At 68.1% G+C, this 25446-nt stretch carries 22 protein-coding genes; 12 read left to right on the top strand and 10 right to left on the bottom strand.

From position 1 onward, the window contains the following. The first annotated feature begins 100 nt into the window (after window positions 1–100). Window positions 101–2476: a PQQ-binding-like beta-propeller repeat protein gene (locus tag AB0I34_RS42850; protein ID WP_360458043.1), complete on the top strand. Its 2376-nt coding sequence runs from the start codon at window positions 101–103 to the stop codon at window positions 2474–2476. Here the strand turns inward: AB0I34_RS42850 and nudC are convergent, their stop codons facing one another. After that, window positions 2477–3400: an NAD(+) diphosphatase gene (nudC, locus tag AB0I34_RS42845; RefSeq protein ID WP_360458040.1), complete on the bottom strand. Its 924-nt coding sequence runs from the start codon at window positions 3398–3400 to the stop codon at window positions 2477–2479. A 40-nt stretch (window positions 3401–3440) separates the two neighbouring features. Here nudC and deoD point away from each other — a divergent pair, with 40 nt between their 5' ends. Both deoD and AB0I34_RS42835 read left to right on the top strand, forming a co-directional pair. Then, window positions 3441–4154: a purine-nucleoside phosphorylase gene (deoD, locus tag AB0I34_RS42840; protein ID WP_360458037.1), complete on the top strand. Its 714-nt coding sequence runs from the start codon at window positions 3441–3443 to the stop codon at window positions 4152–4154. A gap of 143 nt (window positions 4155–4297) precedes the next feature. Further along, window positions 4298–4702, top strand: a complete 405-nt coding sequence (locus AB0I34_RS42835) for a hypothetical protein (RefSeq protein ID WP_360458034.1) — start codon at window positions 4298–4300, stop codon at window positions 4700–4702. Window positions 4703–4709: 7 nt separating this feature from the next. Here the strand turns inward: AB0I34_RS42835 and AB0I34_RS42830 are convergent, their stop codons facing one another. Further along, window positions 4710–5348 (bottom strand): TetR/AcrR family transcriptional regulator, encoded by a 639-nt coding sequence (locus AB0I34_RS42830; RefSeq protein WP_360458032.1) that lies wholly within the window; start codon window positions 5346–5348, stop codon window positions 4710–4712. 173 nt (window positions 5349–5521) lie between these two features. Here AB0I34_RS42830 and AB0I34_RS42825 point away from each other — a divergent pair, with 173 nt between their 5' ends. Genes AB0I34_RS42825 through AB0I34_RS42815 form a run of 3 tightly spaced genes read left to right on the top strand, consistent with a single transcriptional unit; the run spans window position 5522 to window position 9053 of the window. After that, the gene (locus AB0I34_RS42825) at window positions 5522–6328 is read left to right on the top strand and encodes an SDR family oxidoreductase (protein WP_360458029.1); all 807 of its coding nucleotides are present in this window, start codon (window positions 5522–5524) and stop codon (window positions 6326–6328) included. A 2-nt stretch (window positions 6329–6330) separates the two neighbouring features. Next, window positions 6331–7455 carry a DUF5938 domain-containing protein gene (locus AB0I34_RS42820; RefSeq protein WP_360458026.1) on the top strand — a complete coding sequence of 375 codons (1125 nt, stop codon included), beginning with the start codon at window positions 6331–6333 and terminating at the stop codon, window positions 7453–7455. Window positions 7456–7481: 26 nt separating this feature from the next. Continuing rightward, entirely contained in the window at window positions 7482–9053 is a 1572-nt protein-coding gene (locus AB0I34_RS42815) for a long-chain fatty acid--CoA ligase (RefSeq protein ID WP_360458023.1), read from the top strand. Here AB0I34_RS42815 and AB0I34_RS42810 read toward each other — a convergent pair. Together AB0I34_RS42810 and AB0I34_RS42805 are read right to left on the bottom strand one after the other, a co-directional pair. Next, complete coding sequence (locus AB0I34_RS42810; RefSeq protein ID WP_360458020.1) at window positions 9050–9724, bottom strand: GPP34 family phosphoprotein; 675 nt, start codon at window positions 9722–9724, stop codon at window positions 9050–9052. The genes AB0I34_RS42815 and AB0I34_RS42810 overlap by 4 nt on opposite strands. Window positions 9725–9791: 67 nt before the next feature. Beyond that, window positions 9792–10721 (bottom strand): sigma-70 family RNA polymerase sigma factor, encoded by a 930-nt coding sequence (locus AB0I34_RS42805; protein ID WP_360458017.1) that lies wholly within the window; start codon window positions 10719–10721, stop codon window positions 9792–9794. A 124-nt stretch (window positions 10722–10845) separates the two neighbouring features. On the opposite strand from AB0I34_RS42805, the gene AB0I34_RS42800 reads away from it, so the two are divergent. From AB0I34_RS42800 to AB0I34_RS42785, 4 genes are all read left to right on the top strand, one after another. Further along, entirely contained in the window at window positions 10846–11433 is a 588-nt protein-coding gene (locus tag AB0I34_RS42800) for a GNAT family N-acetyltransferase (RefSeq protein ID WP_360458014.1), read from the top strand. A gap of 1 nt (window position 11434) precedes the next feature. Then, window positions 11435–13156: an IucA/IucC family siderophore biosynthesis protein gene (locus AB0I34_RS42795; protein ID WP_360458011.1), complete on the top strand. Its 1722-nt coding sequence runs from the start codon at window positions 11435–11437 to the stop codon at window positions 13154–13156. 50 nt (window positions 13157–13206) lie between these two features. Continuing rightward, complete coding sequence (locus AB0I34_RS42790; RefSeq protein ID WP_360458008.1) at window positions 13207–13707, top strand: Uma2 family endonuclease; 501 nt, start codon at window positions 13207–13209, stop codon at window positions 13705–13707. 67 nt (window positions 13708–13774) lie between these two features. Beyond that, the gene (locus AB0I34_RS42785) at window positions 13775–14332 is read left to right on the top strand and encodes a Uma2 family endonuclease (RefSeq protein WP_360458006.1); all 558 of its coding nucleotides are present in this window, start codon (window positions 13775–13777) and stop codon (window positions 14330–14332) included. On the opposite strand, the gene AB0I34_RS42780 is transcribed toward AB0I34_RS42785, so the two are convergent. The 5 genes from AB0I34_RS42780 to AB0I34_RS42760 form a co-directional block, all read right to left on the bottom strand. Then, window positions 14329–17568 carry an ATP-dependent DNA helicase gene (locus tag AB0I34_RS42780; RefSeq protein ID WP_360458003.1) on the bottom strand — a complete coding sequence of 1080 codons (3240 nt, stop codon included), beginning with the start codon at window positions 17566–17568 and terminating at the stop codon, window positions 14329–14331. The genes AB0I34_RS42785 and AB0I34_RS42780 overlap by 4 nt on opposite strands. A 55-nt stretch (window positions 17569–17623) precedes the next feature. Then, window positions 17624–20839, bottom strand: coding sequence for an ATP-dependent DNA helicase (locus AB0I34_RS42775; protein ID WP_360458001.1), 3216 nt, complete (start codon window positions 20837–20839; stop codon window positions 17624–17626). Between the two features lie 159 nt (window positions 20840–20998). After that, complete coding sequence (locus AB0I34_RS42770) at window positions 20999–21295, bottom strand: MGMT family protein (protein WP_360457998.1); 297 nt, start codon at window positions 21293–21295, stop codon at window positions 20999–21001. 31 nt (window positions 21296–21326) lie between these two features. Next, entirely contained in the window at window positions 21327–22166 is an 840-nt protein-coding gene (locus AB0I34_RS42765; RefSeq protein WP_360457995.1) for a TIGR03560 family F420-dependent LLM class oxidoreductase, read from the bottom strand. Between the two features lie 87 nt (window positions 22167–22253). Beyond that, window positions 22254–22520: a DUF2277 domain-containing protein gene (locus tag AB0I34_RS42760; RefSeq protein WP_131516337.1), complete on the bottom strand. Its 267-nt coding sequence runs from the start codon at window positions 22518–22520 to the stop codon at window positions 22254–22256. An 88-nt stretch (window positions 22521–22608) separates the two neighbouring features. Between AB0I34_RS42760 and AB0I34_RS42755 the strand changes: the two genes are divergently transcribed. Together AB0I34_RS42755 and AB0I34_RS42750 are read left to right on the top strand one after the other, a co-directional pair. Further along, complete coding sequence (locus tag AB0I34_RS42755) at window positions 22609–23250, top strand: TetR/AcrR family transcriptional regulator (protein ID WP_360457992.1); 642 nt, start codon at window positions 22609–22611, stop codon at window positions 23248–23250. Further along, the gene (locus AB0I34_RS42750; protein WP_360457989.1) at window positions 23247–24038 is read left to right on the top strand and encodes a maleylpyruvate isomerase family mycothiol-dependent enzyme; all 792 of its coding nucleotides are present in this window, start codon (window positions 23247–23249) and stop codon (window positions 24036–24038) included. Before AB0I34_RS42755 ends, AB0I34_RS42750 begins: the two co-directional genes overlap by 4 nt. Window positions 24039–24056: 18 nt before the next feature. On the opposite strand, the gene moeZ is transcribed toward AB0I34_RS42750, so the two are convergent. Beyond that, window positions 24057–25247: an adenylyltransferase/sulfurtransferase MoeZ gene (gene moeZ, locus AB0I34_RS42745; protein WP_131516340.1), complete on the bottom strand. Its 1191-nt coding sequence runs from the start codon at window positions 25245–25247 to the stop codon at window positions 24057–24059. Between the last annotated feature and the right edge of the window lie 199 nt (window positions 25248–25446).

The raw sequence follows: 25446 nt of genomic DNA, 5'->3' as shown, positions 1-25446 counted from the left end.
CCTCAAGGGGTCGGCGCCGCGAGTCATAGTGCGCGAGTTATGGACTTTACGGTCATGACCGTTATACCGTCGCGGGAACCACGTCGCAGGGAGCCCGCCCATGATCCCGCGCAGTTCATTCCGCCATGCCCTCTTCCGCATCGCACTGGTCCTGGCTGTCGTGCTGGGACTGCTCGCCACCGGTGGCCCGGCCGCCACTGCCGGTCCGGACCCCCACCGGTCACCGCCTGATCTCTTCCCCTCCGAGAACGGCCCGCTCACCCCCGACCGCAACCGGACCAGCAAGGCCGCCGACGCCATCCAGGATCTCGGCGCACCGATCAGCTCCCTCACGATCATGGAGGGTGCCATCGGCCGCACACCGGACGGCCGCGACGTCGTGTACGCCGTACCCGCCGGTGAGAACGCACTCCTCAACGTCGTCGACCTGCACTCCCGCCAGCTGCTCAACACCGTGTCGCTCAACGGGGCCGCCGGCGCGTGGGCGATCGTGGTGGCTGCGGACGGTCGCGTGTACGTCGGTACGTACCCGAACGCGCACCTCTATCGCTACGACCCCGCCGACGGCACGGTCAGCGACCTCGGCCAGCCGATCCCCGGCGAGTCACAGATCTACGGCCTCACCGCCGACCAGAACGGCAACGTGTACGCGGGCACCTACCCGACCGCACACGCCTTCAAGTACGACGGCAGTACCGGACAGGTCACCGACTACGGCTCACTCGACCCGGTGCAGCAGTACGCACGGTCGACGGTGTACGACCCGGACCACAACGCGCTGTTCGTGGGCATCTCCACTCCTAACGCGAGACTGCTCCGCATCGACCTGGCGACCAGTGCGGTCGAGGACATCACCCCACCGGGTCTGCCGGCCAAGGACTTCATCGACCTCGACTACGCAGGTGGTCGGGTCTTCGCCAACGCCAGCAGCCGACTGATCGTGGTCGACGCGGTCACAGGTGAGCAGCTCAAGTTCACCGACTCCGAGACCGGCAGTCAGGTCATGGACTACGCGATCGCCGCCCGCGGTGTGTCCGCGGCCGGTCCAGGTGGCGTGTACTTCACCACCAGCACGCTCGCCCTCACCCACTACGACCTCGACACCAACACGATCGGCCCGGTGTCGCCAACGGTCCGGCTGACCCGTGGCGCTTCGATCGGCTACGGCTGGGTCACCGAGGACGGCGTACCGGTGCTCTACGGTCTGGCCGGCAACTACTCCGGTGGGACGTTCCGGTACGACCCGCTGGCCGGGACGCTCGCGCAGTGGAGCTCACCGTTCCAGTACGTCCCGGTGCCACTCATGCACGCGCTCTCGGACCCGTCCGACGGCCAGGTTTTCGTCAACGCGTACCTGAACGGGTCGACGTCGGTCTACGACCCACCAACCGGCAAGTCCACGGTCACCACGCGACTGGGCCAGGTCGAAGGCTGGGGGTGGGACACCACCGGCAAGATGTACGTCGGCATCTACCCGTACGGCCGCCTGTCGCTCTGGGATCCGCATGCACCGGAGAGCCCGACGAACCCCCGTGAGCTGTTCAGTCTGGTCGACAGCCACCACCAGAACAGGCCCCTCGCGGTGGTCCCGTCCGGCGACCATGTGTACGTCGGCACCACTCCCGGGTACGGCGAGTACGGCGGAGCCATCACGGTGTACGACGTACCGACCGGTGGGTTCACGGTGTACCGCAATGTGGTGGTGGACCAGACGATCGCCTCGATCCTGCCGATGGGAACAACCCTCTGGGCGGGCTCCGGCATCGAAGGTGGCCAGGGCACCGAGCCGCGTGCGACCGAGGCCCACCTGGTCAAGGTCGATCCGGCGACCGGCTCCGTCAGCACAGACGTCGTCCCCGTGCCCGGCGCAGCCAGCATCAACGAACTCAGCATCGGACCGGACGGCAACCTGTGGGGCCTGGCGGACGGCACTGTGTTCGTCGCCAACCCCACCACAGGCCAGGTACTGCGGACCATCCCGGTGTTCACCGGCAGGGCCGGCGCCAACGACGGAGCACTGTCCTGGCGCGACGGCTACCTGTACGGCGTGACCGGCGGCCGCCTGTTCGTCGTCGACAGCCTCAACGGCGAGGCGACCGTACTGCGCGACCACGGCCTCAACCGGCTCACGCAGACAACGGACGGCACCTACTACACGTTGCTGCGCCCGGACGGCTGGACCAACCCGACCAATCTGGCTTCCTACACCCCGCCGGCCGACCCGTGTCCCCAGTCGGACCTCCGGACCACCGTGTGGACCGGGAACGTCAACAGCTACGTGATCAACCGCAACGTCCGCTACGGCTGCACCCTGACCGACGAGCTACCCGACGCGTCAGCCGACTGGCCGAACCACGCCGCCTACGTTCGCGCAGTGGACCAGACAGTCAACCAACTGGAGTCCGACGGCACGGTCGAGCGCTGGGAAGGAATCCTCATCCGTGTCGCCGCGACCCGCTCCGACGCTGGCCGGTGATCACCAACTACCGGTGAGGTCGTCTCCGTACCAGCCCTCGATCAGGCGGCGGGAGATGGAGATGCTGCCGGGGAGGGCCATCGTGCCGGCTTCGACCAGTGCACGCAGGTCCTCCCTGGTGAACCACTTGGCCTCAGCGATCTCGTCGTCGTCCACCTCGATGTCGGTGCTCGCCGCCTTCGCGTAGAACCCGAGCATCAGGCTGGACGGCAGCGGCCATGGCTGACTGCCGGCGTACTCGATCTCGGCCCCCACCACCACTCCGGTCTCCTCGAGGACCTCACGCCGTACGGCGGCCTCCAGCGACTCGCCTGGCTCGACGAAGCCGGCCAGCGTCGAGTACCGGCCCTCGGGCCAGGCGGCGTTGCGGCCGAGGAGTGCGCGGTCCTGGTCGTCGGTGACCAGCACGATGATCGCCGGATCGCTCCGCGGGAAGTGGTGCGCGCCGCACGCGGGGCAGTCCCGCACGTGGCCGGCCTCGACCACGACCGTGTGCTCACCGCAGTTCGCGCAGTGCGTGTGGACGGCGTGCCAGTTGGCCAGACCGATCACGTGCACCGCGATGCCGGCCTCACGGTTGTCCAGGACCACGCCCATCTCGCGCAGACCGGCGTACGACTCGTCCGGCTGGCCCTCGGCCAGGACCGCGAACACAGCGCGGCCGTCGGCGGTCTGACCGGCACCCGACTCGCGGTCGATGCCCAGGAAGACACGGGTGCCCTCCGGCGCCTCGGCGGGAGCGAGCAACCGCAGTTCGGTCCGTTCGGGGTTCACCAGCATCTTGTCGCCGATCACCACCGCCACCTGCGTGTCCGGAGCGGCCCAGGCCTTGTCCAGCCAGTCGGCGTCTCGTCTGCGATCGGCCGCACGGTCCAGCACGGACCGGGACAGGGCTAGGGAACCAGGAGCGATGGAGTAGGCCACGTGACTCAACATATCCCGGCACCGTGAGAGCATCCCTCGCATGAGTATTCACATCGCCGCCGAGAAGGGGCAGATCGCGCCGCGGGTGCTGTTCCCCGGCGACCCACTGCGGGCCAAGTGGATCGCGGAGACCTACCTGTCCGACGTGACCTGCTACACCGAGATCCGGAACATGTTCGGGTTCACCGGCACCTACAAGGGTGAGCGCGTCTCTGTGCAGGGCTCCGGCATGGGCCAGCCGTCCGCGGCCATCTACGCCAACGAGCTGTTCGCGGAGTACGACGTCCAGACCCTGATCCGGGTCGGGACCTGCGGTGCGCTGACCGAGGCCGTCCGGGTCCGGGACGTCATCGTGGCGATGTCCGCGAGCACCGACTCTCAGATGAACCGGCTGCGCTTCCACGGCATCGAGTACGCACCGACCGCGGACTACAAGCTGCTCCGCGCCGCGGTGGACGCGGCCGAGGCGGCCGGCCTGAACGTGCACGTCGGTCAGGTGTTCTCCGGCGACCTGTTCTACAACGACCGCCCCGATCTGGTGGCGCGGACCGCGGAGTACGGCGTACTGGGTATCGAGATGGAGGCTGCCGCGCTCTACACGCTGGCGGCGAAGTTCGGCCGCCGGGCGCTCGGCATCATGACGGTGTCGGACCACCTGATCACCAAGGAGGAGACGACCGCCGAGGAGCGGCAGACGACGTTCTCCGAGATGATCACGATCGCCCTCGACGCGGCGATCGAGGTGCCGGTCTGAACCGGGTCGCCACCGCCCTGGCCGCCCTGCTCCTGCTGACCGCCTGCTCGTCCGGCACCTCCAGCACAACACCAGAGGCAGACAAGCCCGAGGCGAGTGGCACAACCAGTACGACGCCGACAGCGACAGCGGCAGCGACCGTGATGGCGCCCATCAAGGCGACCGCGGTCGTCGCAGGCCTGTCCGACGCCGGCTACAAGTGCAGCAGCGACGGTGCCTACAGCATCTGTACGTCGGGACCCGCGTCGGTCTGGGTGCTCTCGGGTAGCCACCCACGCCCGCCAGTGGTGTCACTGCACTCCGCCGGACCGGCGGACGTCGCGTCGGCCGAGATCGCCAAGGTCCTGCCAAAGGCGCTCGAGATCGCCCACGTCAACCAGGGTCAGAAGATCGTGGACTGGTTCGGGCAGCAGGAAGGCAAGACCACCGCCCAGCTGACCGTCGGCGACTGGCTGGTGGAGTACTCGGTCGAGGTCGACACCGAAGAGCCCGGTGCACACCTCACCCTCACCGACAAGCTCTGCAAGTCGAACTGCCAAGCAGAGTAGGGACCGGCTACGCCGCGATCAGCTTCGGCAGGACCTGACGGACGCGGTCGGCCAGCAGCTCCGGGACCTTGTCCGGGTCCGCGGCGTAGCCGACCACTGCCTGCTCGAAGAGGCCGTCGACGAGCGCGTATGCAGTGGGTGAGTCGACGGTCGGCGAGCCACCGCCCAGATCGGCGTAGCGGGTGAGGATGCGCCAGATCATCTGCTCCAGCAGCTCGTCGATCGCGGTGACGTCCGCGCGCAGCTGCTCCTCGAACATGCTCTGGGCACGCAGGTCGTACCAGAGCCGGTGCATCGCGGTCTCTTCGACCAGCGTCTGCGTCATCTTGCCGAGGAAGCCGACCGCCAGCTCATCCGCCGACTCCGCTGTCTCCACGACCTCGTCGTACCGCTGTGCGCACTTGGTCTTGTAGTACCGCACGCAGTAGCTGATCAGGTCGATCTTGTCCCGGAAGTAGTAGTGCACGACGCCGTGCGTGAACTCGGAGTTGTTCGCGATCTCGCGCAGGCTGGTCCGGGCGTACCCGAGCTCGCCGAGCGTCTTCAGCGCCGACTCCGCCAGCGCGATCCGGCGCCGCTCGACCTTGTCGATCCCGGACACGCGGGCTGGCCGGGCCGGCTCCGCGGCATCCGCCGTCACACTCATCGCCACTCCCTTCCGCAGCCGGGATCGTCGGCGTCAGAGTACCCCGCCACGGGCCAGGCGCGTCCCGTGGCGGGGAGATTTCTTGACAAGTGTCAAACAAAGTCTTGACGACTGTCAAAAGGCTGGCCAGAGTGTGAACCGACCATGGTGCGCTTCGAGCAAAGGAGCTTGAGATGGGCGGACTCGATCTCTCCGGCCGCAAGGCCCTCGTGACCGGCGGGGCCCAGGGGCTCGGCGAAGGGATGGCGAAGGCCCTTGCGGCGGCCGGCGCCAAGGTCGTGATCAGCGATCTCCAGAAGGACCTCGGCGAGTCCGTCGCCGACGCGCTCGACAGCGAGTACGGCGGCGGCCACGGCTTCGTCGCACACGACATCACCGACGAGGGCGACTGGGAGAACGCGGTCGTCGCGGCCAACGACATCCTCGGTGGCCTGGACATCCTGGTGAACAACGCGGGGATCGAGATCACCAGCCTGCTCACCGAGGTGACCGCGGAGCAGATCCGCAAGATGCTCGACGTGAACGTGCTCGGCACCACGCTCGGGATCAAGTGGGGCCTGCGGACGATGCGGCCGGAAGGCCTGGCCGGTAACGGCGGCGCGATCATCAACGTCGCCTCGGTCGCCGCCACTATCGCTTTCCCCGGCATCGCGGTCTACTCCGCGACCAAGTCCGCGGTCGACCGGCTCACCCGGGTGGCCGCGATGGAGTCCGGCAAGCTCGGGTACGGCGTTCGAGTCAACTGCATCTACCCCGGTCTGGTTCCGACAGCGATGGGCGCGGGCCTGGCCAACGACTGCGCCGAGCTCGGACTGTTCGAGTCGCCTGAGGCCGCGGTGGCAGCAGTGATCGGCCTGACCCCGGCCGGCCGGCTCGGTGAGGTCGCCGATATCGCCGACGCCGTCGTCTTCCTTGCCTCGGACGAGTCGCGCTTCATCACCGGCATCGGCCTGCCCGTCGACGGCGGAATGGGGATGTGACCATGACCAGCAAGCCCGTCGTCGTGTACGGCGCCTCCGGCTACACCGGCCGGCTGGTGTGTGAGTACCTGCGCCAGTACCACGTCCCCTTCGTGGCCGCGGGCCGCGACGAGGGCAAGCTCAAGAAGTCGATGGACTCCCACGTCGCCGGCATCGAGACCGCCGACTACGAGATCGCCGTGGTCGAGCACGACGTCACCGCACTGACCGACCTGTTCAAGGGCGCCTCCGTGGTGCTCAACACGGTCGGACCGTTCAGTGAGCTCGGACCGGCAGCGGTTGAAGCGGCTCTCGCGGCCGGTGCGCACTACACCGACACCACCGGTGAGCAGAACTGGCTGATGACCTGCGACGAGACCTACGGCCGCCGGTTCGCCGACGCCGGTCTGGTGCTGGCTCCCGGGATCGCGCAGATGTACACCACCAGCGAGATCGCCGCGCAGTTGTGCCTCGAGGAGCCGGGCCTGGACACCCTGGACGTCGCGGTGTTCTGGGGCGGCAGTCCGACGATCGCGTCCACCCGCAGCATCCTGGTCAACGCAGCTACGTCCAAACCGCACTACCTGGAGCGGAACGAGTACGTCGAGTTCCCCGAGCAGGGCGTCGTACCTCTGGTGGTGCCAGGGCAGCACGAGCTGGCGCTGTCACTGCCTTGGGGTGGTATGTCGCACCCTGTCTGGTTCAAGCGCGATCCGCGGGTCGCCAACTGCAAGGCGCAGGGCGGTGTCTTCAACGTCGCACTGATGAACGGCGTACCGCAGATCGTCGCCGGCGCCCTCGAAGCCACCAAGGACATGGCTCCGGACGAGCGCAGCGCCGCGCTGGGCGAGACCGCGCGCCAGGTGATGAACCAGATGCCGCCCCGGGAGAACCCGCGGGTGAACAAGACGCTGGACTCCGTGCACGCCTCCGGTCCGCTCGGCCGGGCGCACTGTGTCATCCACGGCAACAGCAACTACCAGCAGACCGGTCTGTTGCAGGCGTATGCGGCGTACTCGCTGCTGCAGATGCCGCCGAAGCGGGTCGGGTTCGCCAGTGGTTGCCAGGCGTTCGGTCACCGCGAGCTGCTCGGCGTACTGCGCAGCTTCGGGCTGGTGTCCGAGCCACAGCTCACGGTGCTGCGCTAGGGCCCAGGACACTAGGGAGGATTGCAGTGCGACTGGTCGACTACCTCGACAAGGGCGCCTCGCTCGGTCCGGACGCACCCTGCCTGACCACGGACGGCGAGACACTCTCGTACGCCGCGGTCCAGCAGCTGTCCTACCGGATCGCGGCCGGCCTCGCGGCGAGTGGTGTCGAGCCGGGCGGCAAGGTGGCGATCCTGGCGGCGAACGATCCGATCGCGTTCAGCTGCGTGTTCGGGATCAGCCGCGCCGGCGCCGTCTGGTGCCCGATCAACCCGCGCAACGAAGCGGCGGAGAACCGCGAGTTGCTCGACCAGTTCGACTGTGAAGTGCTGATCTACCAGGCCGCGTTCGCGCCGCTGGTGGATCGGATCCGGGACGCGCTGCCGAAGATCCGTACCTTCGTCTGCGTGGACCAGGATCCAGGCTCCGGCCAAGATCCCCACCTCATCGGCCGGAGCCGAACCGTCGGCTGGGACGCGTTCTGCGGGGGCGTGTCCCAGCCGGCACCTGATCTCACCGGTCCCGACGATCTGGCGTTGATCGTCGGTACCGGTGGGACCACAGGTCGGCCGAAGGGGGTGATGCTGAGCAACGGCAACCTCGAGACGATGACGGCGCTGACCCTGATGGGTTATCCGTTCGGCGACCGGCCCGTGTACCTCGCACTGGCGCCGTTGACCCACGCGGCCGGCGTACTGTGCTTCCCCGTCCTGGCTTCCGGCGGCGAGATCGTCATCATGCGCACGCCCGACGTCCACGCCTTCCTCCGGCTGATCCAGCAGCATCGCGTCACCCACACGTTCCTGCCGCCGACGCTGATCTACATGGTGCTCGCCGCGGCGGAGCTCGACAGCACGGACCTCTCGTCGCTGCGCTGCTTCTGGTACGGCGCCGCGCCGATGTCGGTGGCGCGACTCGAGGAAGCTCTGTGGCGGATCGGCCCGGTAATGGCGCAGCTGTTCGGCCAGACCGAGGCGCCGATGATGATCTCGGTCATGCCGCCGTCCGCGCACTTCGATGCCGACGGCAACATCGCGCGATCCCGGCTGTCGTCGGCCGGGCAGCCGTCGCCGCTGGTGACCACCGCGATCATGGCCCCGGACGGGACGCTGGTCCCGAGCGGCGAACGCGGTGAGATCGTGGTTCGCGGCTCGCTGGTGATGAAGGGGTACTACCGCAATCCCGAGGCGACCGCGGCAGCGTCGCAGTACGGCTGGCACCACACCGGCGACATCGGCTACCTGGACGAGGACAACTACCTCTACATCGTCGACCGGGCCAAGGACATGATCATCACCGGCGGCTTCAACGTGTACTCGACCGAGGTCGAACAGGCGTTGATGGCGCACCCCGCCGTCCAGGACTGCGCCGTGATCGGCCGCCCGGACGACAAGTGGGGCGAGCGGGTCGTGGCTGTAGTCCAACTCCAGTCCGGCACCACGATCGACCCCGGCGAACTGATTGCCTTCGCCAAGCGACGCATCGGGAGTGTCAAGGCCCCGAAAGAGATCCTCGTCTGGCCCGACCTGCCGCGATCCAAGGTCGGCAAGGTCCTCAAGCCCGACATCAAGGCCCGCCTCGCGGCCGAGGTCGGCTAGCTGGCGGTCGCCGCGGTCGAGGCGACGATGATCGCGGCGGTGACCGCGGCCTGCATCTCGGTGACCGCCTTCTTCACCGCGTCCGCGGCCCAGTCCGAGTCGGCCAACTGCTTCGCCCGCTCCTTCAGCGCCTTCTTGTCCACCGCATCGGTGACGACCTTCGGTACGACGTTCAGCGCGCTCAGCAAGGCGATCAGGGCACCGGTGCGCTCATTCGGAGTCGTACCCACCTTCAAGGCGCTGTCCAGAGCCGCCCGCACCTCAGCCTCGTGCCGCGCGTCCTTGGCCGGCCAGCGCGTGACCGGGAACAGACCGAGCACCTTGCCCTCGTCCGCCTGCAACACGCCGCGCCCTGCGAGCTGCATCAGCAACTGATCCCGCAGCTTCTTCGACAGCCGGCCGATCTGGTCCTTCGGCCGCTTGCCAGGCTTGTCGGCGATGAAGGCGAGCCGCTCGTCCAGGATCGCGTCACCGGTCGGACGCGGGTCGAGCACTTTGAGGCGACCGGGCTTCACCCCGTCGCCCGCGGTGGTGATGTCGATCTTCCCGAGCAGCGTCAGTTCGATCAGGACCGCGCCCGCCAGCGAGTAGTCCAGACCCGGTGACCCGGCGATCGGCTTCCCGGTCTCGTCGTCGTACAGCAGCAACAAGAGATCCTCGGCAATCAACATGCCTCCAACGTAGGCAGGCCGATCGGCCATCCGCATCCGCCGCGCGGGTTACTCGCGGTATCCGACTTCAGTAGTGGTGGCCGTTGAGCACCACCGGCTCGCCCAGCTCCGCGGCGAGCTCGGTCAGGAAGTCGGGCGAGAAGTAGTACCAGTGGATCGAGCGCACCTTGCCGTCCTCGGTGCTGACACGCATCAGGTCGTTCACCGCGGTGCTGCCGTCGCGGACGATGCGGATCACCACCACGGTCTCGCCCCACAGGTCCCTGACCTCCGCGGTGTAGCGGTACGGCTTGGACAGGTCGAGCGTGTGCTCGATGGACCCGTCGCGCATCTGGTCGGCGCCGTACTCGGTGAGGACGCCCATGATCTCGCTGTGCGCGTCGGCCAGGAGCAAAGCAGTCAGCCGGGGTACGTCGTACGCGTTGAACGCTGCGGCGACAGCGTCGAGCAGGCGGCGGTCCGGCGCCTCACGCACCTTGAGGGACTGCTCCCGCTCCGGTGAGTCCAGTCGGCCGCGTCCACGGTGCAGCGCGGCCTTGACCGCGCCCACGGACGTCCGCAGTACGTCGGCCACCTCGGCGAGCGTGAAGCCGAACAGGTCCTTCAGCGCGAGTGCCGCCCGCTCCTGTGGCGGCAGCAGCGTCACGAGCTCAGCCCAGGCGTCCCGGACCTCAGCGGGATCCGCTGTAGTCGGTGCGACCTGCTCCACGGCGTCCACCAGGACCGGCTTCTGCCGGCGGTAGCTGTCGACGTACGCGTTGGTCGCCACGCGAAACAGCCAGGCCCGCGGGTTCGCGATCGGGCTGTGCGCCTGCGCAGCCTGGGTGAACGCTCGGGCGAGCGACTCCTGGACCAGGTCCTCGGCGTCGAAGGCGTTGCCGGTCAGGCGGCGGCAGTAGGCGTACAGGTCGGAGCGCAGCGGCTCCAGCCGGTCGAGGAAGTCTCTCCGCGCCTGCCGCGCGGCTCGGAGCTCGGGCAGGTCGAGTGCGTCAGTCATGGTCATACCAGTCTGGACGGCTACGGGCGCCGCCAGGATACGGGCCGGCTTCGATGCACGGTCAGCTATCAAGTAAGGTAAGCCTTAGCTAAGCAGGTTCGCCCACCTCGAAAGCAGATCCGCCATGACCAGAGCACTGCCCGAGCCGACGTACCGGCGCTTCGTCGCCGGCATCGGCACCCTCAGCCTCCGGCCGTTCGACCTGACCGAGGACGTCACCACCCTGCACGGCTGGGTCATCCAGCCCTACGCCCGCTACTGGGGTCTGCTGACCGCGTCCCGTGCGGACGTGCACGCGGAGTACCTCCGGATCGAACAGTCCGGCCACCACCGCGCGTTCCTCGGCGAGCACGACGGCCGGCCCGCGTTCCTGATGGAGCGCTACGAGCCGTCGTACGACGCTGTTGGCGGAATGTACGACGTGGCGCCGGGCGACATCGGCATGCACGTGCTGGTCGCACCGCCGGTCGCACGCATCCCGGGCTTCACGGGCGTCGTCTTCGAGACGATCCTGGACAGCCTGTTCAGTGACCCCCTGGTGGACCGGATCGTGGTCGAACCGGACGTCCGCAACACCAAGATCCAGGCGCTCAACGAGCGGATGGGATTCCGCAAGCACAGCATCGTGGACCTGCCGGACAAGCAGGCCTGGCTGAGCTTCTGCACCCGCGACCAGTACGCCGAGGCGACCCGCATGAACGAGGCGGGCTGACATGACCGATCACCTGAACCCTGAGTTCTGGGCCGCCGTCAACCGTGCGCTGGTGCGTAAAGCTCTGGCGGAGTTCATCCACGAGCGGATCCTCGAACCCGTTGCCGCGGACAACGGTTACGCGGTCGGCGCGTATGAGTTCTCGGCACAGCTGTATCCCTTGAACCATTGGGAGATCGACGCCGCGAGCATCACGCGTCATGACGGCGGCCCGATCGATGCGCTGGTGTTCATCACGGAGTTCCACGAGCGGCTCGGGATCGGCGCCGACATGTTGCCGGTGTATCTCGAGGAGATCAGCAGCACGCTGGCGAGTGCGGCGTACAAGCTGTCCAAGCCGGATCTGACCGCGGCCGACCTGGTCACCGCTGACTTCCAGACGATCGAGGCCGCGATGACCGAGGGGCACCCGTGCTTCGTCGCGAACAATGGGCGGCTCGGGTTCGGCGTGACCGACTACCTCGCGTTCGCACCGGAGACGGGGGCGGCGGTGCGGCTCACGTGGATCGCCGTACGCAAGGATCGGGCCACCGTCTCGCACAGCAGTTCCATCACGTACGACGACCTGCTGCGGGACGAACTGGGAGACGACGTACTGCTGTCGTTTGCCCAGCGGATCGTGGCTGCGGGGTGTGCGCCGGCAGACTATGTCTACCTGCCGGTGCATCCGTGGCAATGGGAGAACAAGACGTCGATCACGTTCGCCGCCGACATCGCGCAGCGGCACATCATCCTGGTCGGGTCGAGTGCCGACGAATACCAGCCACAGCAGTCGATCCGGACGTTCTTCAACCGGTCGCAGCCATCGCGGCACTACGTGAAGACGGCGTTGTCGGTACTGAACATGGGCTTCATGCGCGGGCTGTCCCCGACGTACATGGCCGCGACGCCGGCGATCAACGACTGGGTGTTCGACCTGGTCGAGAACGACCTTGTCCTGAAGCGGTACGGCTTCTCGGTACTGCGGGAGATCGCGGCGGCCGGGTATCACAACCGGTACTACGAGGCCGCGACACAGAGGACGTCGCCGTACCGGAAGATGCTTTCGGCGTTGTGGCGGGAGAGTCCGGTGCCGGCGCTGGAATCGGGCGAACGGCTGGCCACGATGGCGAGCCTGCTGCACGTCGACCGGCATGGTTCGTCGCTGGCGGCGGCTCTGATCCGCGCGTCTGGGCTGGCGCCGGCGGACTGGCTGCGGGCGTACGTCGACGCCTACCTGATCCCGCTCGTGCACAGCTTCTACGCGTACGAACTGGTGTTCATGCCGCACGGCGAGAACCTGATCCTGGTACTGCGGGACGCGGTGCCGATCCGGGTCATCATGAAGGACATCGCCGAGGAGATCGCGGTGATGGACCCGGCGACCCCGCTGCCGGCCGAGGCCGAACGTGTCCGCGCCGCGGTCCCCGACGACGAGAAGCTTCTGTCGATCTTCACCGACATCTTCGACTGCATCTTCCGCTTCCTGTCCCCGCTGCTGGACCGCGAAGGTCTGCTGACGCCCGCCGAATTCTGGTCCGTCGTCGGCGACTCCATCCGCGACTACCAGGCCGCGACCCCCGAGTTGGCGGCGGCCTTCGCGAAGTACGACATCTTCGCCCCGACCTTCGCCCTGTCCTGCCTGAACCGCCTCCAACTCCGCAACAACCAGCAGATGGTCAACCTCACCGACGTCGCCGGCTCCCTCCAGTTCGCCGGCCCTCTGGACAACCCGGTCAGCTGAACTGTGGATAACTCCCGCGGCGGTACGGCGGAATCCGTCACGCTGGTGGGGTGATCAGCCAACAGCTAGCCGAGACGCCTCGCGACGGGAGGCGCTACGAGATAATCGCTGGGCGCCTGCTGACAACCGGCGCCCAACCGCCCGCACACCACGCCGCCGTCGTGGGCCTGATGGTCCACCTCAAGACGTGTTGTCCGCCCGACCTGATGGTCGCCGTCGGCTCGCTCGCCTTCCGCCCCACCCCGACCACCACCCTCCGCCCCGACCTCATCGTCTGCCCCCGCGGCTACACCGGCGTACATCCACCACTCCTGGCCGTCGAGGTCGTCTCCCCCTCCACCCGAACCACTGACGTCGTCCTCAAACGCGCCCTCTACGAGACCCACCACATCCCGTCGTACTGGCTCCTGGACCCCACCCACCAAGAACTCACCATCCTCACCCTCACCCCCACCGGCTACACCTGCCAAACAGTCCTCCAATCCGAAGAAACCTTCCACACCACCGACCCCTTCCCCATCACCCTGACCCCAGCCCAACTCCTGGGATGACAGGGCATTCCGGGGCAGATACTCATCTGCCCTTACACAACCGGGATCCCGTCGTCAGTGTGCTCGCATGAGAGACATCGATGTCGTGAATGCCCTACGTCCCTCGCAGCCGGGTGCATTCACTCCGTCCGACCTCGCCGAGGTTCCCGAGGACGTTGTCCGCTGTGAGCTGGTCGACGGCGCGCTGGTGGCGCGTCGTCCGCCGTCGCCGTCTCATCAGGCTGTGCTGCTCGAGCTGGCATGCACTCTGCGGTGCGTTTGCCCTGAGCAACTGCGAGTCCTCCCTGCGCCGGTCCGGTTCGAACCTGCCGCCGGGCTGTCGTTGCTTCCGGACGTCGTCGTGTGTCGTCGCGAAGACGTCGGTGACAGGCGGATCGAGCGACCGTTGCTCGCGGTGGCGATTCTGGCGCGCAGCACTCAAGCGCTGGACACGGGCTTCAGGCAAGCTCTGTACGAGCTGTCGAAGGTGCCGTCGTACTGGATGTTCGACCCGGCCAAGCCCTCGCTGACGGTCCGGGAGTTGGTGGACGGTGAGTACGCCGAGAGAACGGTCGTCGGTGACGAGGTGTTCGAGGCGACGGTGCCGTTCACGGTGCGCATCGTGCCTGGCGAGTTGGTTCGTTAGCCGTTCAGGAGGTTGATCAGTTGTTGTTTGGTGGGGAGGTTTTCGGGGCGGACTATGTCGGCTTGGCGGACGTAGTAGAAGGCGGCGGTGACCTGGTCGAGGGGGATGTTCATGAGTTCGGACCAGGCGACTCGGTAGATGGCGAGTTGGAGCGGGTCGGCGGACTCGTTGCGGGTGGTCTTCCAGTCGATGACGTCGTAGCCGCGGGACCCGTCCGGGCGGACGACCTGGTAAACGGCGTCGATGCGGCCGCGGACGACCCGGCCGCCGATAGCCAGTGCGAACGGCGCCTCGATCTCGTACGGTGTGGTCTCGCCGTACGGCCCGATGCGGAACGCGTCCATCAGTTCGGTGAGATCGGTGTCGTCGACGATGTCCTCGTCCGCAGCGCCGGGCAGGTCGTCGGGGTCAAGGAGAAGTTGCTGCCCGAAGTAGCTCTCCACCCAGGCGTGGAAGCGAGTGCCGAAACGCGCCGCCCGGTTGGGTTTGCGCGGCATCGGCCGGGCCAGCTCCGACGCCAGACCGTCCGGGTCCTTCGCCAGCCGCATCACCTGGGTCGCCGACAGCGCGGCCGGCAGCTCGACGTCGTACGCCTTCCGGCTCCGGCTCTCCCTTGCCTCTGACAACAATCGCTCGATCTCGGAGTCCCAGCGTGCGACCGTCGCCTGCTCGTCCAGCAGCAGCGACTCCTCCGCCTCGATCGACGGTCCTTTTGCACGCGAACGCTGCACCAACTCCACCGCATCCAGGCGGCGCTGGTACGACTCCGTGTCGTACGGCGTCGGCCACGGCGCCTGCGTCTGCTCGGCGAGCTCCGGGTTCTCCTCCGTCAGCTCCGGTTGCTCCGCCCACGCGACGACCCGCTCGCCGGCATGCTTCTTCAGAGTCTCGAGGTACGACGACGGGCCGCGCGGACGCTTCTGCGTCGGGCCCCACCAATGCCCGGTGGCGACCAGGATCTCCTTCGCACGCGTGAAAGCGACGTACCCGAGACGCCGCTCCTCCAGCGCGTTCACGCCCTTGCATTCGTCGGTGAACGCCTTCAGACCGGCGTTGGACAGGTCGTGGATGTCGGGCAACGTGTCGGCGTCACCGCGCAGCGGCCACGGCAGCACCTTCGCGTTCGTCGTCCACTTGTCCCGGCCACGGTCCGACGGGAACACCTTCTGCACCAGCGTCGGCACGAACACGATCGGCCACTCCAGGCCCTTCGACCGGTGCGTGGTGAGCAGCTTCACCGAGTCCGCCTCACTCGGTACGGCGAGGTCCAGGCCCGCGGCGTACTCCTCCTCGGCGGCGAGATAGGCCAGCAGGCCGTCCAGCGACCCGTCCGACTCGGTCGACACGAAGTTGCCGACGGCATCCAAGAACGCGGCGAGATGGTCGCGACGGCCCGAGTCGACGTGGTCGGGGGTCGCAGTCAGCTCGACGTCAAGGCCGATGGTGCTGATCACGCGTCGTACCAGGTCGAGCAGCGGCTCCCCGGCGTGGGCGCGCAGCTCGCGCAACTCGATGGAGAGTTCCTTGAAGCGGACCATCGCCTCCGGCGAGTACCCCCAAGCATCCGGACCTGGATCGTCGACGGCCTCGGCCAGCGAGATCACTTCGGTCGAGTCCATCCCGGCGACGGCCGCGTCGAGTGCGGCGAGCAGGTCGTCGGCGTCCGGGCGGTCGCCGGTGTCGGCGAGGGCGCGCGAGCGATTCGCCAGCAGGGCGAGGTCGCGGTGTCCGATCCGGTAGCGCGGACCCGTCAGGATGCGGAGCATCGCGGCGTTCGCGGTCAGGTCGTTGACCGCCTGCAGCGTGGCCACGACGTCGACGACCTCGGGCAGCGCGAGAAGTCCACCGAGGCCGACGACCTCGACCGGGACCTTGCGTGCGATCAGCGCTTCATGCACCGCGCTGAGGTCGACGTTCGTCCGCATCAGGATGCCGATGTCCTTCCATCGGCGGTTCGGAGTGTGGTGCGCGGCGACGATCGCGTCGGCGACCCACTCGATCTCCTGCGAGCGCGTCTCGAACAGGCCGACGGTGATCGCGCCCTCGGGTGCGTTCTCCGGGGCTTCGAGCGGGATCACGCCGGGGTGCTGTTCGTACAGCTCGGTGGCGTGCTGGTTCGCGGCGGCCAGGATGCGGCTGCCGCAGCGGCGGTTGACGCTCAGCACGTACCGCCGGGCGGGCGTGCCGTCCGCGTTCGGGAAGTGCTCGGGGAACTCATCCAGGTTGGCGACGGACGCGCCACGCCAGCCGTAGATCGCCTGGCACGGGTCGCCGACCGCGGTGACAGGGTGGCCACGACCGTGCTCGACATCCGGGCCGGCGAACAACGCGGTCAGCATCCGGCGCTGCGAGACCGAGGTGTCCTGGTACTCGTCGAGCAGGACGACCTTGTACCGCGAGCGCTCGGCGACCGCGACCTCCGGGCACTCCTCGGCCAGCCGCGCGCCGAGCGCCATCTGATCGGCGAAGTCGACCACGCCGCGCTCAGCCTTGTAGGCCTGGTACTCCTCGACCAACTGCAGGATCTCGCCACGCTTCAGCGCGGTCTCCGCGAGCTTGCGGACCTCGACCGTCTGCTTCCGCGCCGCCGCGACCTCCTGTCGTACCGCCTCGTCATGCTCGCGTACGTCGTCCGGCCGGAGCAGGTGGTCTGCGAGTTCACCGTCGAGCGCGAGCAAACTGTTGACGAGCGTGGGCACGTGGTGCGAGGCGAACCGGATCGGCCCGGCAGATCGTCGTACGACGCGGCCCGCGAGCTGGAACCGGGTCGCGTCGGCGAGGACCCGGGCATCGGGCTCGAGACCGAGACGGAGTCCGTGCTCGGCGATCAGCGTGCCCGCGAAGGCGTGGTAGGTCGAGACGACCGGCTCGCCAGGCTCCTCGGGCTCCCAGTTCGGGATGTTGCTGCGGAGGTGGGCGGCGAGGATCGGGGGCTGGTCCTTCGGCAGGGTCGATCCGAGCACGCCGGCCTTGGTCAGGTCGTCGCGGATCTTCACGTCGAGCTCGTTCGCCGCCTTCTTCGTGAACGTCAGCCCGAGCACTTCCTCCGGCAGCACCTGACCGGTGCAGATCAACCACACCACGCGAGCCGCCATCGCCGTCGTCTTCCCGGACCCGGCGCCCGCCACGATCACCCCAGGCGCCAACGGCGCCGTGATAGCCGCCAACTGCTGATCACTGAACGGAATCCCCAGCAGCTCACACAACTCAGCCGTCGAGTTCAGATGAGCACGCATCAGCAGGCCCGCTCGTCGGAGCAGGCGGGGTCAGAAGAGTCGGGACATGCGCGCATCAGACGATCTCTCGGCCTTCGGGTTGGATGGGGCAGAGCGGGCGGGCCTCGCAGCGGCTGCAACCGTCGTTGCGTTTGGCAATGAATTCTTCGGAGCGGACCATCGCCTCGGCGTCTTCGACCGCCTCGTCGAGCCAGGTCTTGCCGTCGTCGCCGGCCTCGAGCGGACCCTGGTGCTGCACCTTCGGGAAGCCGCTGTCGTCGTGGCGGAGCTGGACGAGCTCAGCGCCGCCCGCGACCGGGTCCTCGCCGAGATCCTTCAGCTGACGGGACGCGATCGCGCGCTGGTAGATCGCGAGCTGCACATGCCGCGCCAGCGCCGGCTTGGTCGGCATCGAACGGCCGGTCTTCAGGTCGACCACCCGGATCGTCCCCTCACCGTCCTGTTCGATCCGGTCCATCCGCCCCTTCACCCGCACCGCCGGCTTGTCCGTGTCCGGCAGCAGTACGTCGAAGTCCACCTCGGTGCCCACCAGCGTCCGATCCGGCCGCCCCTGGTGCCAGGCGACGAACCGCCGCAGCGCGTCCTCCGCCTCGACCCGCTCCCGGTCCGAGATCCAGGTCGACTCGAAGTCGAGCTGCGTCCACACTTTGTCGAGCCAGCCGGTCAGCTCGTCCACCGAAGGCGGCAGTGTCCCGGTCGCGACCGCATCCGCCAGCGTGTGCAACACCATGCCGAACCCGATCGCCGACGTACTGGGCGTCTCTCCACCCGCACGCCGCTGCAGGAACCACCGCAGCGGACAGTCCACGATCGTGGTCAGCGCACTCCCGGACAACGGCACCGGCAGATCCGGATCCGCGATCGGCCGCTCTGACCGGGTCCGCTCCCGCACTCCCCACCACCGGGACGGATCAGCCGTGGGCACCAACGAGTACTCCCGTTCGTCCACGGCGTCGGCCAGCAACGCCAGCCGATCCGCCGCGACCCGCTGCAGCGCCGGCGACGAGGAGGGATCCGACAGCACGCAGCGCAGATCGGCGACCAGACCGTGCAGCGACAGCGGCCGCCGCGGCCGCCCCGCGACCAGTTTCAAAGGAATGTCGAGCTCGGCAAGAAATCTGGAGGGCTGGTCCCCGTCCGCCTCGGGCGCCTGGACCGCCGTCACGATCAACCGCTCCCGGGCCCGCGTGATCGCGACGTAGAACAACCGTCTCTCCTCGGCGAGCAACGCACCGGCCGACAACGGATCGATGAGCCCATCAGGGCCGAGCCGATCCGGCTCCAGCAAGGAACCGCGCCGCCGCAGATCCGGCCACTGTCCTTCCTGCACACTCGCGACCACGACGAGCCGCCACTGCAGACCCTTCGACCGGTGCGCCGTCATCAGCTGCACGCCGGCCTCGCGGTACGTCGCGTCGAATCGGTTGTCGCCCGCGATGTCCAGGGATTCGAGCTCCGACAGGAACGCCGACACGCCCTTGAACCCGACCTGCTCCTCGGCCCGGCTCGCCGCGTCGAACAAGGCACACAGGGAATCCAGATCCCGGTTCGCCGCGCGCGCCGGCTCCCCACCTGAGTTCGCCTGACCGCGCAGCCGCCGCAACCACGGCGACTCCGACCACAGCGACCACATCACCTCGTCCGGCGCGGCGCCGGCGGCCACGATGTTTCTTGCCTTGAGCAACCTCTCCCCCAGCGCGACGAACCGGGCCTCGGCCGGCGACGCCTCCTGGTCGAGGAGCAGCGGGTTCATCAGGGCCTCGCGCAGCAGCTCGTCCGACGACTGCGGCAACCGCTGGCCGCCCGCGGCCTCCCGGTCCCGCCGCCGCAACACCCGCGCCAGCCGCCGCAACTGCCCCGCATCCATCGCGCCCAACGGCGACAACGCCAACGCCCGTACGACGTCGACCGTCAACGTCGACGGGTCCGCGACCGCACGCAACGCCAACAGCATCGGACGTACGGCGGGCTCCCGGGACAACGGGAGCTCGTCACCGGCCACGTCGACCGGGATCCCCGCGGCTGCGAGCGCGCGACGCAACGGCGGGATCGACCGACTGCCGGACCGGACCAGCACCGCCATCTCGTGCCAGCCGACGCCGTCCTGGACATGCGCCCGCCGCAGCAGGTCGGCGATGTGCTCGAGCTCGGCGCCGCTGGTCGAGTACAGGTTTGCTTCGACTTTGCCGGCACCGTAGACACAGGCGCTCGCATCCGGGTTCCGGAAGCGGTCGAACGTGTCGCGGTCCAGGGTCCCCGGAACACCGAGCCGGCTGACGACATTGCGAGACACGCGCTGCAGCGTCGTACCGAACCGGCGCGTCGTGCCGAGCGCGATCTGGGCCGCCTCAGCGCCGTCCGCCGTACGGAACTCGTCCGTGAAGCGCAGCAGACCGCGAACGTCGGTGCCGCGGAAGGTGTAGATGGACTGATCCGGGTCGCCGACAACGACCAGGTCGCGGCCGTCGCCGGCGATCGCCTGGAGCAGCTTGGTCTGGCCGGGGTCGGTGTCCTGATACTCGTCGACGAAGACGGCCTTGAACTCGGTGCGGAGCTTGGCCTGGACCTGCGGCTGCTGGGCCAGGATCACCGCGCGGTGGATGAGCTCGGAGTAGTCCAGCACCTGCTCGTGGTCGAGGATCTGCAGGTACTCCTCGAAGAAGTCGCCGACCGCGACCCACTCGGCCCGCTCCGCCGACTGGCCGATCGCGGACAGGTCCTCCGGGTCGAGTCCGAGCTGCCGTGCCTTGCCGATCACGGCCTGCACCTCGTCGGTGAACCCGCGGGTCTTCAGCGCCGGATGCAGGCTGCTCGGCCACCGCACCGCACCGACCTCACGACTGCCGGACAGCGCCTCGGTCAGCCGCAGCGACTGCTCCGGGCCGGAAGGAAGCCGCAGTGGTACGTCGAACGCGTCGGCCGGGGTGAAGCGTCGCAGCAACGCGTAGCAGAAGGAATGGAACGTCATCGACGGCATGACTCGTGTGGTCCGCCCGAGCCGTCCGGTGATCCGGTCTCTCAGCTCGGTCGCGGCCTTGCGGCCGAACGTGAGCACGAGCACTTCGTCCGGCCTCAGGCCGCGATTGCGGACCCGGTCGACGACGGCCTCGACGAGAGTTGTCGTCTTCCCGGTCCCCGGGCCGGCCAGCACCAGCAGAGGTCCGCTGGGGTGGTCCACGACCGCCTGCTGATCAGCATCCAGAACAGGGGCTTCAGCACTGCGGCCCGCGGCCCGGATCAACCGATACCGGGACCCCTGTCTGCTGACCATCGCACCATCCCAGCAGACCCCACCGACAAATCCTCACGCCCACCCCGAGCACTCGTCGAATAGCCGGAAAGCGGACGCGCCAACTTTCCGCGCACCCCCGGCATCAACAAGACACCGGCGGCGCGAAGGCTCGGGGCGGAGCAGTCGCGCCGCCGGCATCTAGTGCTCGGGATCCCAGCGAACGTCGCGCAGGTTCACCCGGCCGTTGGTCACCCGGACGCCGTCGGAGCGCAGGTTGTGCAATTGCTCGTCGCCGACCTCATCAGCGGGCACGCCGGACGCACGAATCACCCGCCACCACGGCACAGTCCCGCCGTACTCCCGCATGATCGCCCCGACCTGCCGAGGTCCACCCTGCCCGACGTACTCCGCGATGTCCCCGTACGTCGCAACGCTGCCGGGCGGAATCGACTCCACTGCCCGCAACACCGCCTCGACGTACTCCTCCCTGTCCACGAAGCCCAACCTAGCGGGCAGAGCGGACAGTTCAGGCCAGCGGGGCGACCGCCTTCGCGAGCGGCTCGAGGACGGACGGCGGCGCGTCCAGCGGGAGGTTCAGGACGACCATGTCGACGCCCGCTTCGCCGTACGCCGCCGCGGCCGCGACCGCGCTGTCGAGAGGCTCGTCAGGATCGATCCGGACATTGACCGAGCAGGTGATTTCGTCGACGTCGCGACCGACGTCCTCGCAGTGCTTGACGAGGATGTCCTTGAGGGGCTTCCACTCCTCCGGGTTCGCGACGATGACGTTCCAGTGCTGGGCCCAGCGGGCGACCGCGCGCAGGGTGCGCTTCGGGCCCTTGCCACCGATGGCGATCGGCGGGTGCGGGGTCTGCACGGCCTTCGGCTCGCAGTACGCGTCGGTGAGCTTCACGTACTTGCCGTCGAAGTTCGCGACCTTCTCGGTGAGCAGCGCGACGATCGCCTGCATGCCCTCGTCGAACCGGTCGAAGCGCTCCTTCAACCCGTAGAGCTCGATGCCGTACGCCGTGGTCTCCATCTCGTTCCAGCCCGCACCGAGGCCGAGTTCGAGCCGGCCGCCGGAGATGATGTCGGTGGTCGCGGCCATGTTCGCCGTGACGGCGGGATGCCGGTAGATCATGCCGTTCACCTGGCAACCGATCCGGATCCGCTGCGTCGCCTGTGCCAGTGCGGCGAGCGTGGTCCAGGCCTCGAGGTTCGGGCCCGCCATGTCACCGGTCAGCGGGTAGAAGTGGTCCCAGTGCCAGGCCGACTCGAAGATCTCGAACTCGTCCGCGGCGATCCACACGTCCCGCAGCTGCTGCCACGTGGTGTGCTCCGGCCTGGTCTTGATCGCAAACCGCATTCCCGGCCTCCCTAGGTAACCGTTTCCCAGGTGGGACACTACCCCGCGATCGCACCGGCCAGCACGCACCGAAGCCGCAACGTGGAGCTAGTCGAGGCCGAGTCTCGCGCGCACCTCGGGCCGGCGCAGTGGCGGCACGGTCTGCGGTGGGTTGCGGCGCTCGGGCATCTCCGCCAGCAACTGCTGGGTGATCTTGGCGACCTCGGTCGCGGCCCGCTCGATCGGACCACGGGTGGTCGAGCTCAGCGAGCCGACACCGGACACCTTGCGCGCGTACTGCAGTGCCGCCGCGTAGATCTCCTCAGAGGTCGCGGCCGGCTCGAGTCCCCGGAGGACGGTGATGTTTCTGCACATGCCAAGACAGTAGTCGGCCGCAGGGACAAACCAACGGAATTCCTATGGGGTATTGACTTCCCTAATGGTCGTAGGTTTTCCTCAGCACATGAGCACAGCTGGTCTGGACCGCCGTACCCGCCGTCGGCAGGCGACCATCGAAGAGATCCTGGACGTCGCCATCGAACTGATGGAGGCGGAGGGTGTCGCGGCGCTCAGCCTGTCCGCGGTGGCCCGCCGGCTCGGCATGCAGCCGCCGTCGCTCTACCAGTACTTCCCGTCCAAGATGGCCATCTACGACGCTCTCTACCAGCGCGGCAACGAGTTGCTGCGCGACGCCTACCGGTCCGCGCGGCTGACCGCGGACCACGACGACCAACTCGAGCTCAACCTGATCGTGGCGACCGCGTTCTGCCGCTGGTGCTTGGAGCACCAGGTGTACGCCCAGCTGATGTTCTGGCGCACGATCCCTGGCTTCGAGCCGAGCCCGGAGGCCTACGCGCCGGCCCTGGAATCGATCGAGGATCTCCGCGGCCATCTGCAGGCCACGGTCGACGCCGGGCACCTGCACCCGGACGCGGCGAGCGAGGAGGGGATCGCTCTCCAGACGTCGATGATGGCCGGCCTGATCTCGCAGCAGATCGCGAACGAGCCGGACGCCTCGTTCGAGGACGGACGCTTCATCCGGCTGCTGCCGACCGTCCTCGAGATGTTCTACCAACACTATTCACCAGCCAGGGGGAAAGCATGAGCGCAGTACTCGCGGAGCAGATCGGACGCGCCGATCGGCCGCGGTGCAAGGTTCACCGGGACGCCGAGATCCAGGTGTGGCACGACCTGCTGGCGTCGGTCGAGGGGACCGACTGGCAGCGCCGTACGGTGTGCGACGAATGGGACGTCGCGGACATCGCCGGGCACCTGATCGGCCAGGCGGAGGACGTGTTGCGGCCGTGGACGTTCCCACGCCGCTACCTCAAGGCGAAACGGGTCTATCCCGACGTCCCGCGGCTCGACGCGCACATGATGGTCCAGGCCGACGAGCACCGCGGTACGCCGCCGGCCGACCTGCGGGCCCGGTTCGACCGGGTGTGGGCGAAGGCGACCCGGGCGATCAGCCGCTATCCCGAGCTCCTGCGCCGGCCGTCGCTCAAGGTCGAGGGCATCCCCGGCTACGACCGGCTCGCGCTCGGCTATGTGCACGACATCCTGCTGGCGCGGGACCTGTGGATGCATCGCGACGACGTGTGCCAGGCGCTCGGGCGGTCCTTCGACGCCGGACCGTACGCCGAGGAGATCGTCGGACAGGTGATGTACGACGTGGTCGACGGACCGTTCTGGGGTGACCGGCCGACCGTCGTACTGGAACTCACGGGCCAGGGTGGTGGGACGTACCGGCTCGGGAGGGACGAGCCGGTCGGCCGCGCCGCCGTGGACGCAGTCGGCTACATGCGCACGCTGTCCGGCCGCGACGACGCACCTGTGGTCTCAGGTGACGCCGCCGCGGTCGACGCGGTCAGTTCGTGCCGGATGCCGTTCTAGTACGACGGCTGGCTCGGGCTAGTACGACGGCTGGCTCGGGTCGATCTGGTCGACCCAGGCAACCACTCCGCCACCGACGTGGACGGCGTCGGAGAAGCCGGCGCCCTTCGCGATCGCGAGCACCTCGGCGGACCGGACGCCGGACTTGCAGTGGAACACCAACTGCTTGTCCTGCGGCAGCTTCTCCAGCGCCACACCGGTCTGGAAGTCCGCCTTCGGGATCAGCACCGAGCCCGGGATCTTGTTGATCTCGTACTCGTTCGGCTCGCGGACGTCGATCAGGACGAAGTCCTTCTCGCCGTTGTCCTTGAGCTTGATCCACTCGCTCAGCTGCTTCACCGAGATGGTCGAGCCGACGGCCGCGTCGGCCGCCTCCTCGGTCAGGGCGCCGCAGAAGCTCTCGTAGTCGATCAGCTCGGTGACGGTCGGGTTCTCACCGCAGATGGCGCAGTTCGGGTCCTTGCGGACCTTCAGCGAACGCCAGTTCAGGTCGAGCGCCTCGTAGATGTTCAGCCGGCCGAGCGACGGGTCGCCGATACCGGTGAGCAGCTTGATCGCCTCGGTGACCTGGGCCGCGCCGACGGACGCGCAGAGCACGCCGAGTACGCCGCCTTCCGCGCAGGAGGGAACCATGCCGGGGGGCGGCGGCTCCGGGTACAGGCAGCGGTAGCACGGGCCGTGCTCGGCCCAGAACACGCTGATCTGGCCGTCGAAGCGGAAGATCGAACCCCAGACGTACGGCTTGCCGAGCAGCACCGCGGCGTCGTTCACCAGGTACCGGGTGGCGAAGTTGTCGGTGCCGTCGACGATCAGGTCGTACTGCTCGAAGATCTCGAAGACGTTGTCGTTGTCCAGCCGGGTCTCGTGCAGGACGACGTTCGTGTTCGGGTTGGTCTCGAGAATCGACTCCTTGGCCGACTGGGCCTTGGACTTGCCGACGTCGGACTGGCCGTGGATGATCTGGCGCTGCAGGTTCGACTCGTCGACGGTGTCGAACTCGACGATGCCGAGGGTGCCGACGCCGGCCGCGGCCAGGTAGAGCAGCGCCGGGCTGCCCAGGCCGCCGGCGCCGATGACCAGCACCTTGGAGTTCTTCAGCCGCTTCTGTCCGGCCATCCCGACCTCGGGGATGATCAGGTGCCGCGAATACCGGCGCACCTCGTCGATGGTCAGCTCGTCGGCCGGTTCGACCAGCGGTGGCAGTGACACGTGTCGGCTCCTCGTGAAGATGTCGGACGGGATCTCCGGTTTTCAACCATCCGTCCCACCTCCATGTTCCCGCACAACCAAACCCACCCTCGCCCAAGTCCGAATCCCGGACCCTCCGTCTCACTCTGACGACTACGAGCCACGGGGCCGGCAATCACCGGTAGAGGGCTTGAGATGAGTTCGCCGGTCCGGGCGCCCC

The sequence above is a fragment of the Kribbella sp. NPDC050281 genome (assembly GCF_040655855.1).
Lineage (GTDB): Bacteria > Actinomycetota > Actinomycetes > Propionibacteriales > Kribbellaceae > Kribbella.
The sequence above is the reverse complement of the archived record's forward strand: the minus strand, read 5'-3'. Positions and strand labels throughout refer to the sequence as shown.

Excerpts from the sequence above, each read along its gene's own strand:
- AB0I34_RS42850 (WP_360458043.1), top strand. The coding sequence starts at position 101 with ATGATCCCGCGCAGTTCATTCCGCCATGCCCTCTTCCGCATCGCACTG.
- deoD (WP_360458037.1), top strand. The coding sequence starts at position 3,441 with ATGAGTATTCACATCGCCGCCGAGAAGGGGCAGATCGCGCCGCGGGTG.
- AB0I34_RS42835 (WP_360458034.1), top strand. The coding sequence starts at position 4,298 with ATGGCGCCCATCAAGGCGACCGCGGTCGTCGCAGGCCTGTCCGACGCC.
- AB0I34_RS42830 (WP_360458032.1), bottom strand. The coding sequence starts at position 5,348 with ATGAGTGTGACGGCGGATGCCGCGGAGCCGGCCCGGCCAGCCCGCGTG.
- AB0I34_RS42825 (WP_360458029.1), top strand. The coding sequence starts at position 5,522 with ATGGGCGGACTCGATCTCTCCGGCCGCAAGGCCCTCGTGACCGGCGGG.
- AB0I34_RS42820 (WP_360458026.1), top strand. The coding sequence starts at position 6,331 with ATGACCAGCAAGCCCGTCGTCGTGTACGGCGCCTCCGGCTACACCGGC.
- AB0I34_RS42810 (WP_360458020.1), bottom strand. The coding sequence starts at position 9,724 with ATGTTGATTGCCGAGGATCTCTTGTTGCTGCTGTACGACGACGAGACC.
- AB0I34_RS42805 (WP_360458017.1), bottom strand. The coding sequence starts at position 10,721 with ATGACTGACGCACTCGACCTGCCCGAGCTCCGAGCCGCGCGGCAGGCG.
- AB0I34_RS42800 (WP_360458014.1), top strand. The coding sequence starts at position 10,846 with ATGACCAGAGCACTGCCCGAGCCGACGTACCGGCGCTTCGTCGCCGGC.
- AB0I34_RS42795 (WP_360458011.1), top strand. The coding sequence starts at position 11,435 with ATGACCGATCACCTGAACCCTGAGTTCTGGGCCGCCGTCAACCGTGCG.
- AB0I34_RS42785 (WP_360458006.1), top strand. The coding sequence starts at position 13,775 with ATGAGAGACATCGATGTCGTGAATGCCCTACGTCCCTCGCAGCCGGGT.
- AB0I34_RS42780 (WP_360458003.1), bottom strand. The coding sequence starts at position 17,568 with ATGCGTGCTCATCTGAACTCGACGGCTGAGTTGTGTGAGCTGCTGGGG.
- AB0I34_RS42775 (WP_360458001.1), bottom strand. The coding sequence starts at position 20,839 with ATGGTCAGCAGACAGGGGTCCCGGTATCGGTTGATCCGGGCCGCGGGC.
- AB0I34_RS42765 (WP_360457995.1), bottom strand. The coding sequence starts at position 22,166 with ATGCGGTTTGCGATCAAGACCAGGCCGGAGCACACCACGTGGCAGCAG.
- AB0I34_RS42760 (WP_131516337.1), bottom strand. The coding sequence starts at position 22,520 with ATGTGCAGAAACATCACCGTCCTCCGGGGACTCGAGCCGGCCGCGACC.
- AB0I34_RS42755 (WP_360457992.1), top strand. The coding sequence starts at position 22,609 with ATGAGCACAGCTGGTCTGGACCGCCGTACCCGCCGTCGGCAGGCGACC.
- AB0I34_RS42750 (WP_360457989.1), top strand. The coding sequence starts at position 23,247 with ATGAGCGCAGTACTCGCGGAGCAGATCGGACGCGCCGATCGGCCGCGG.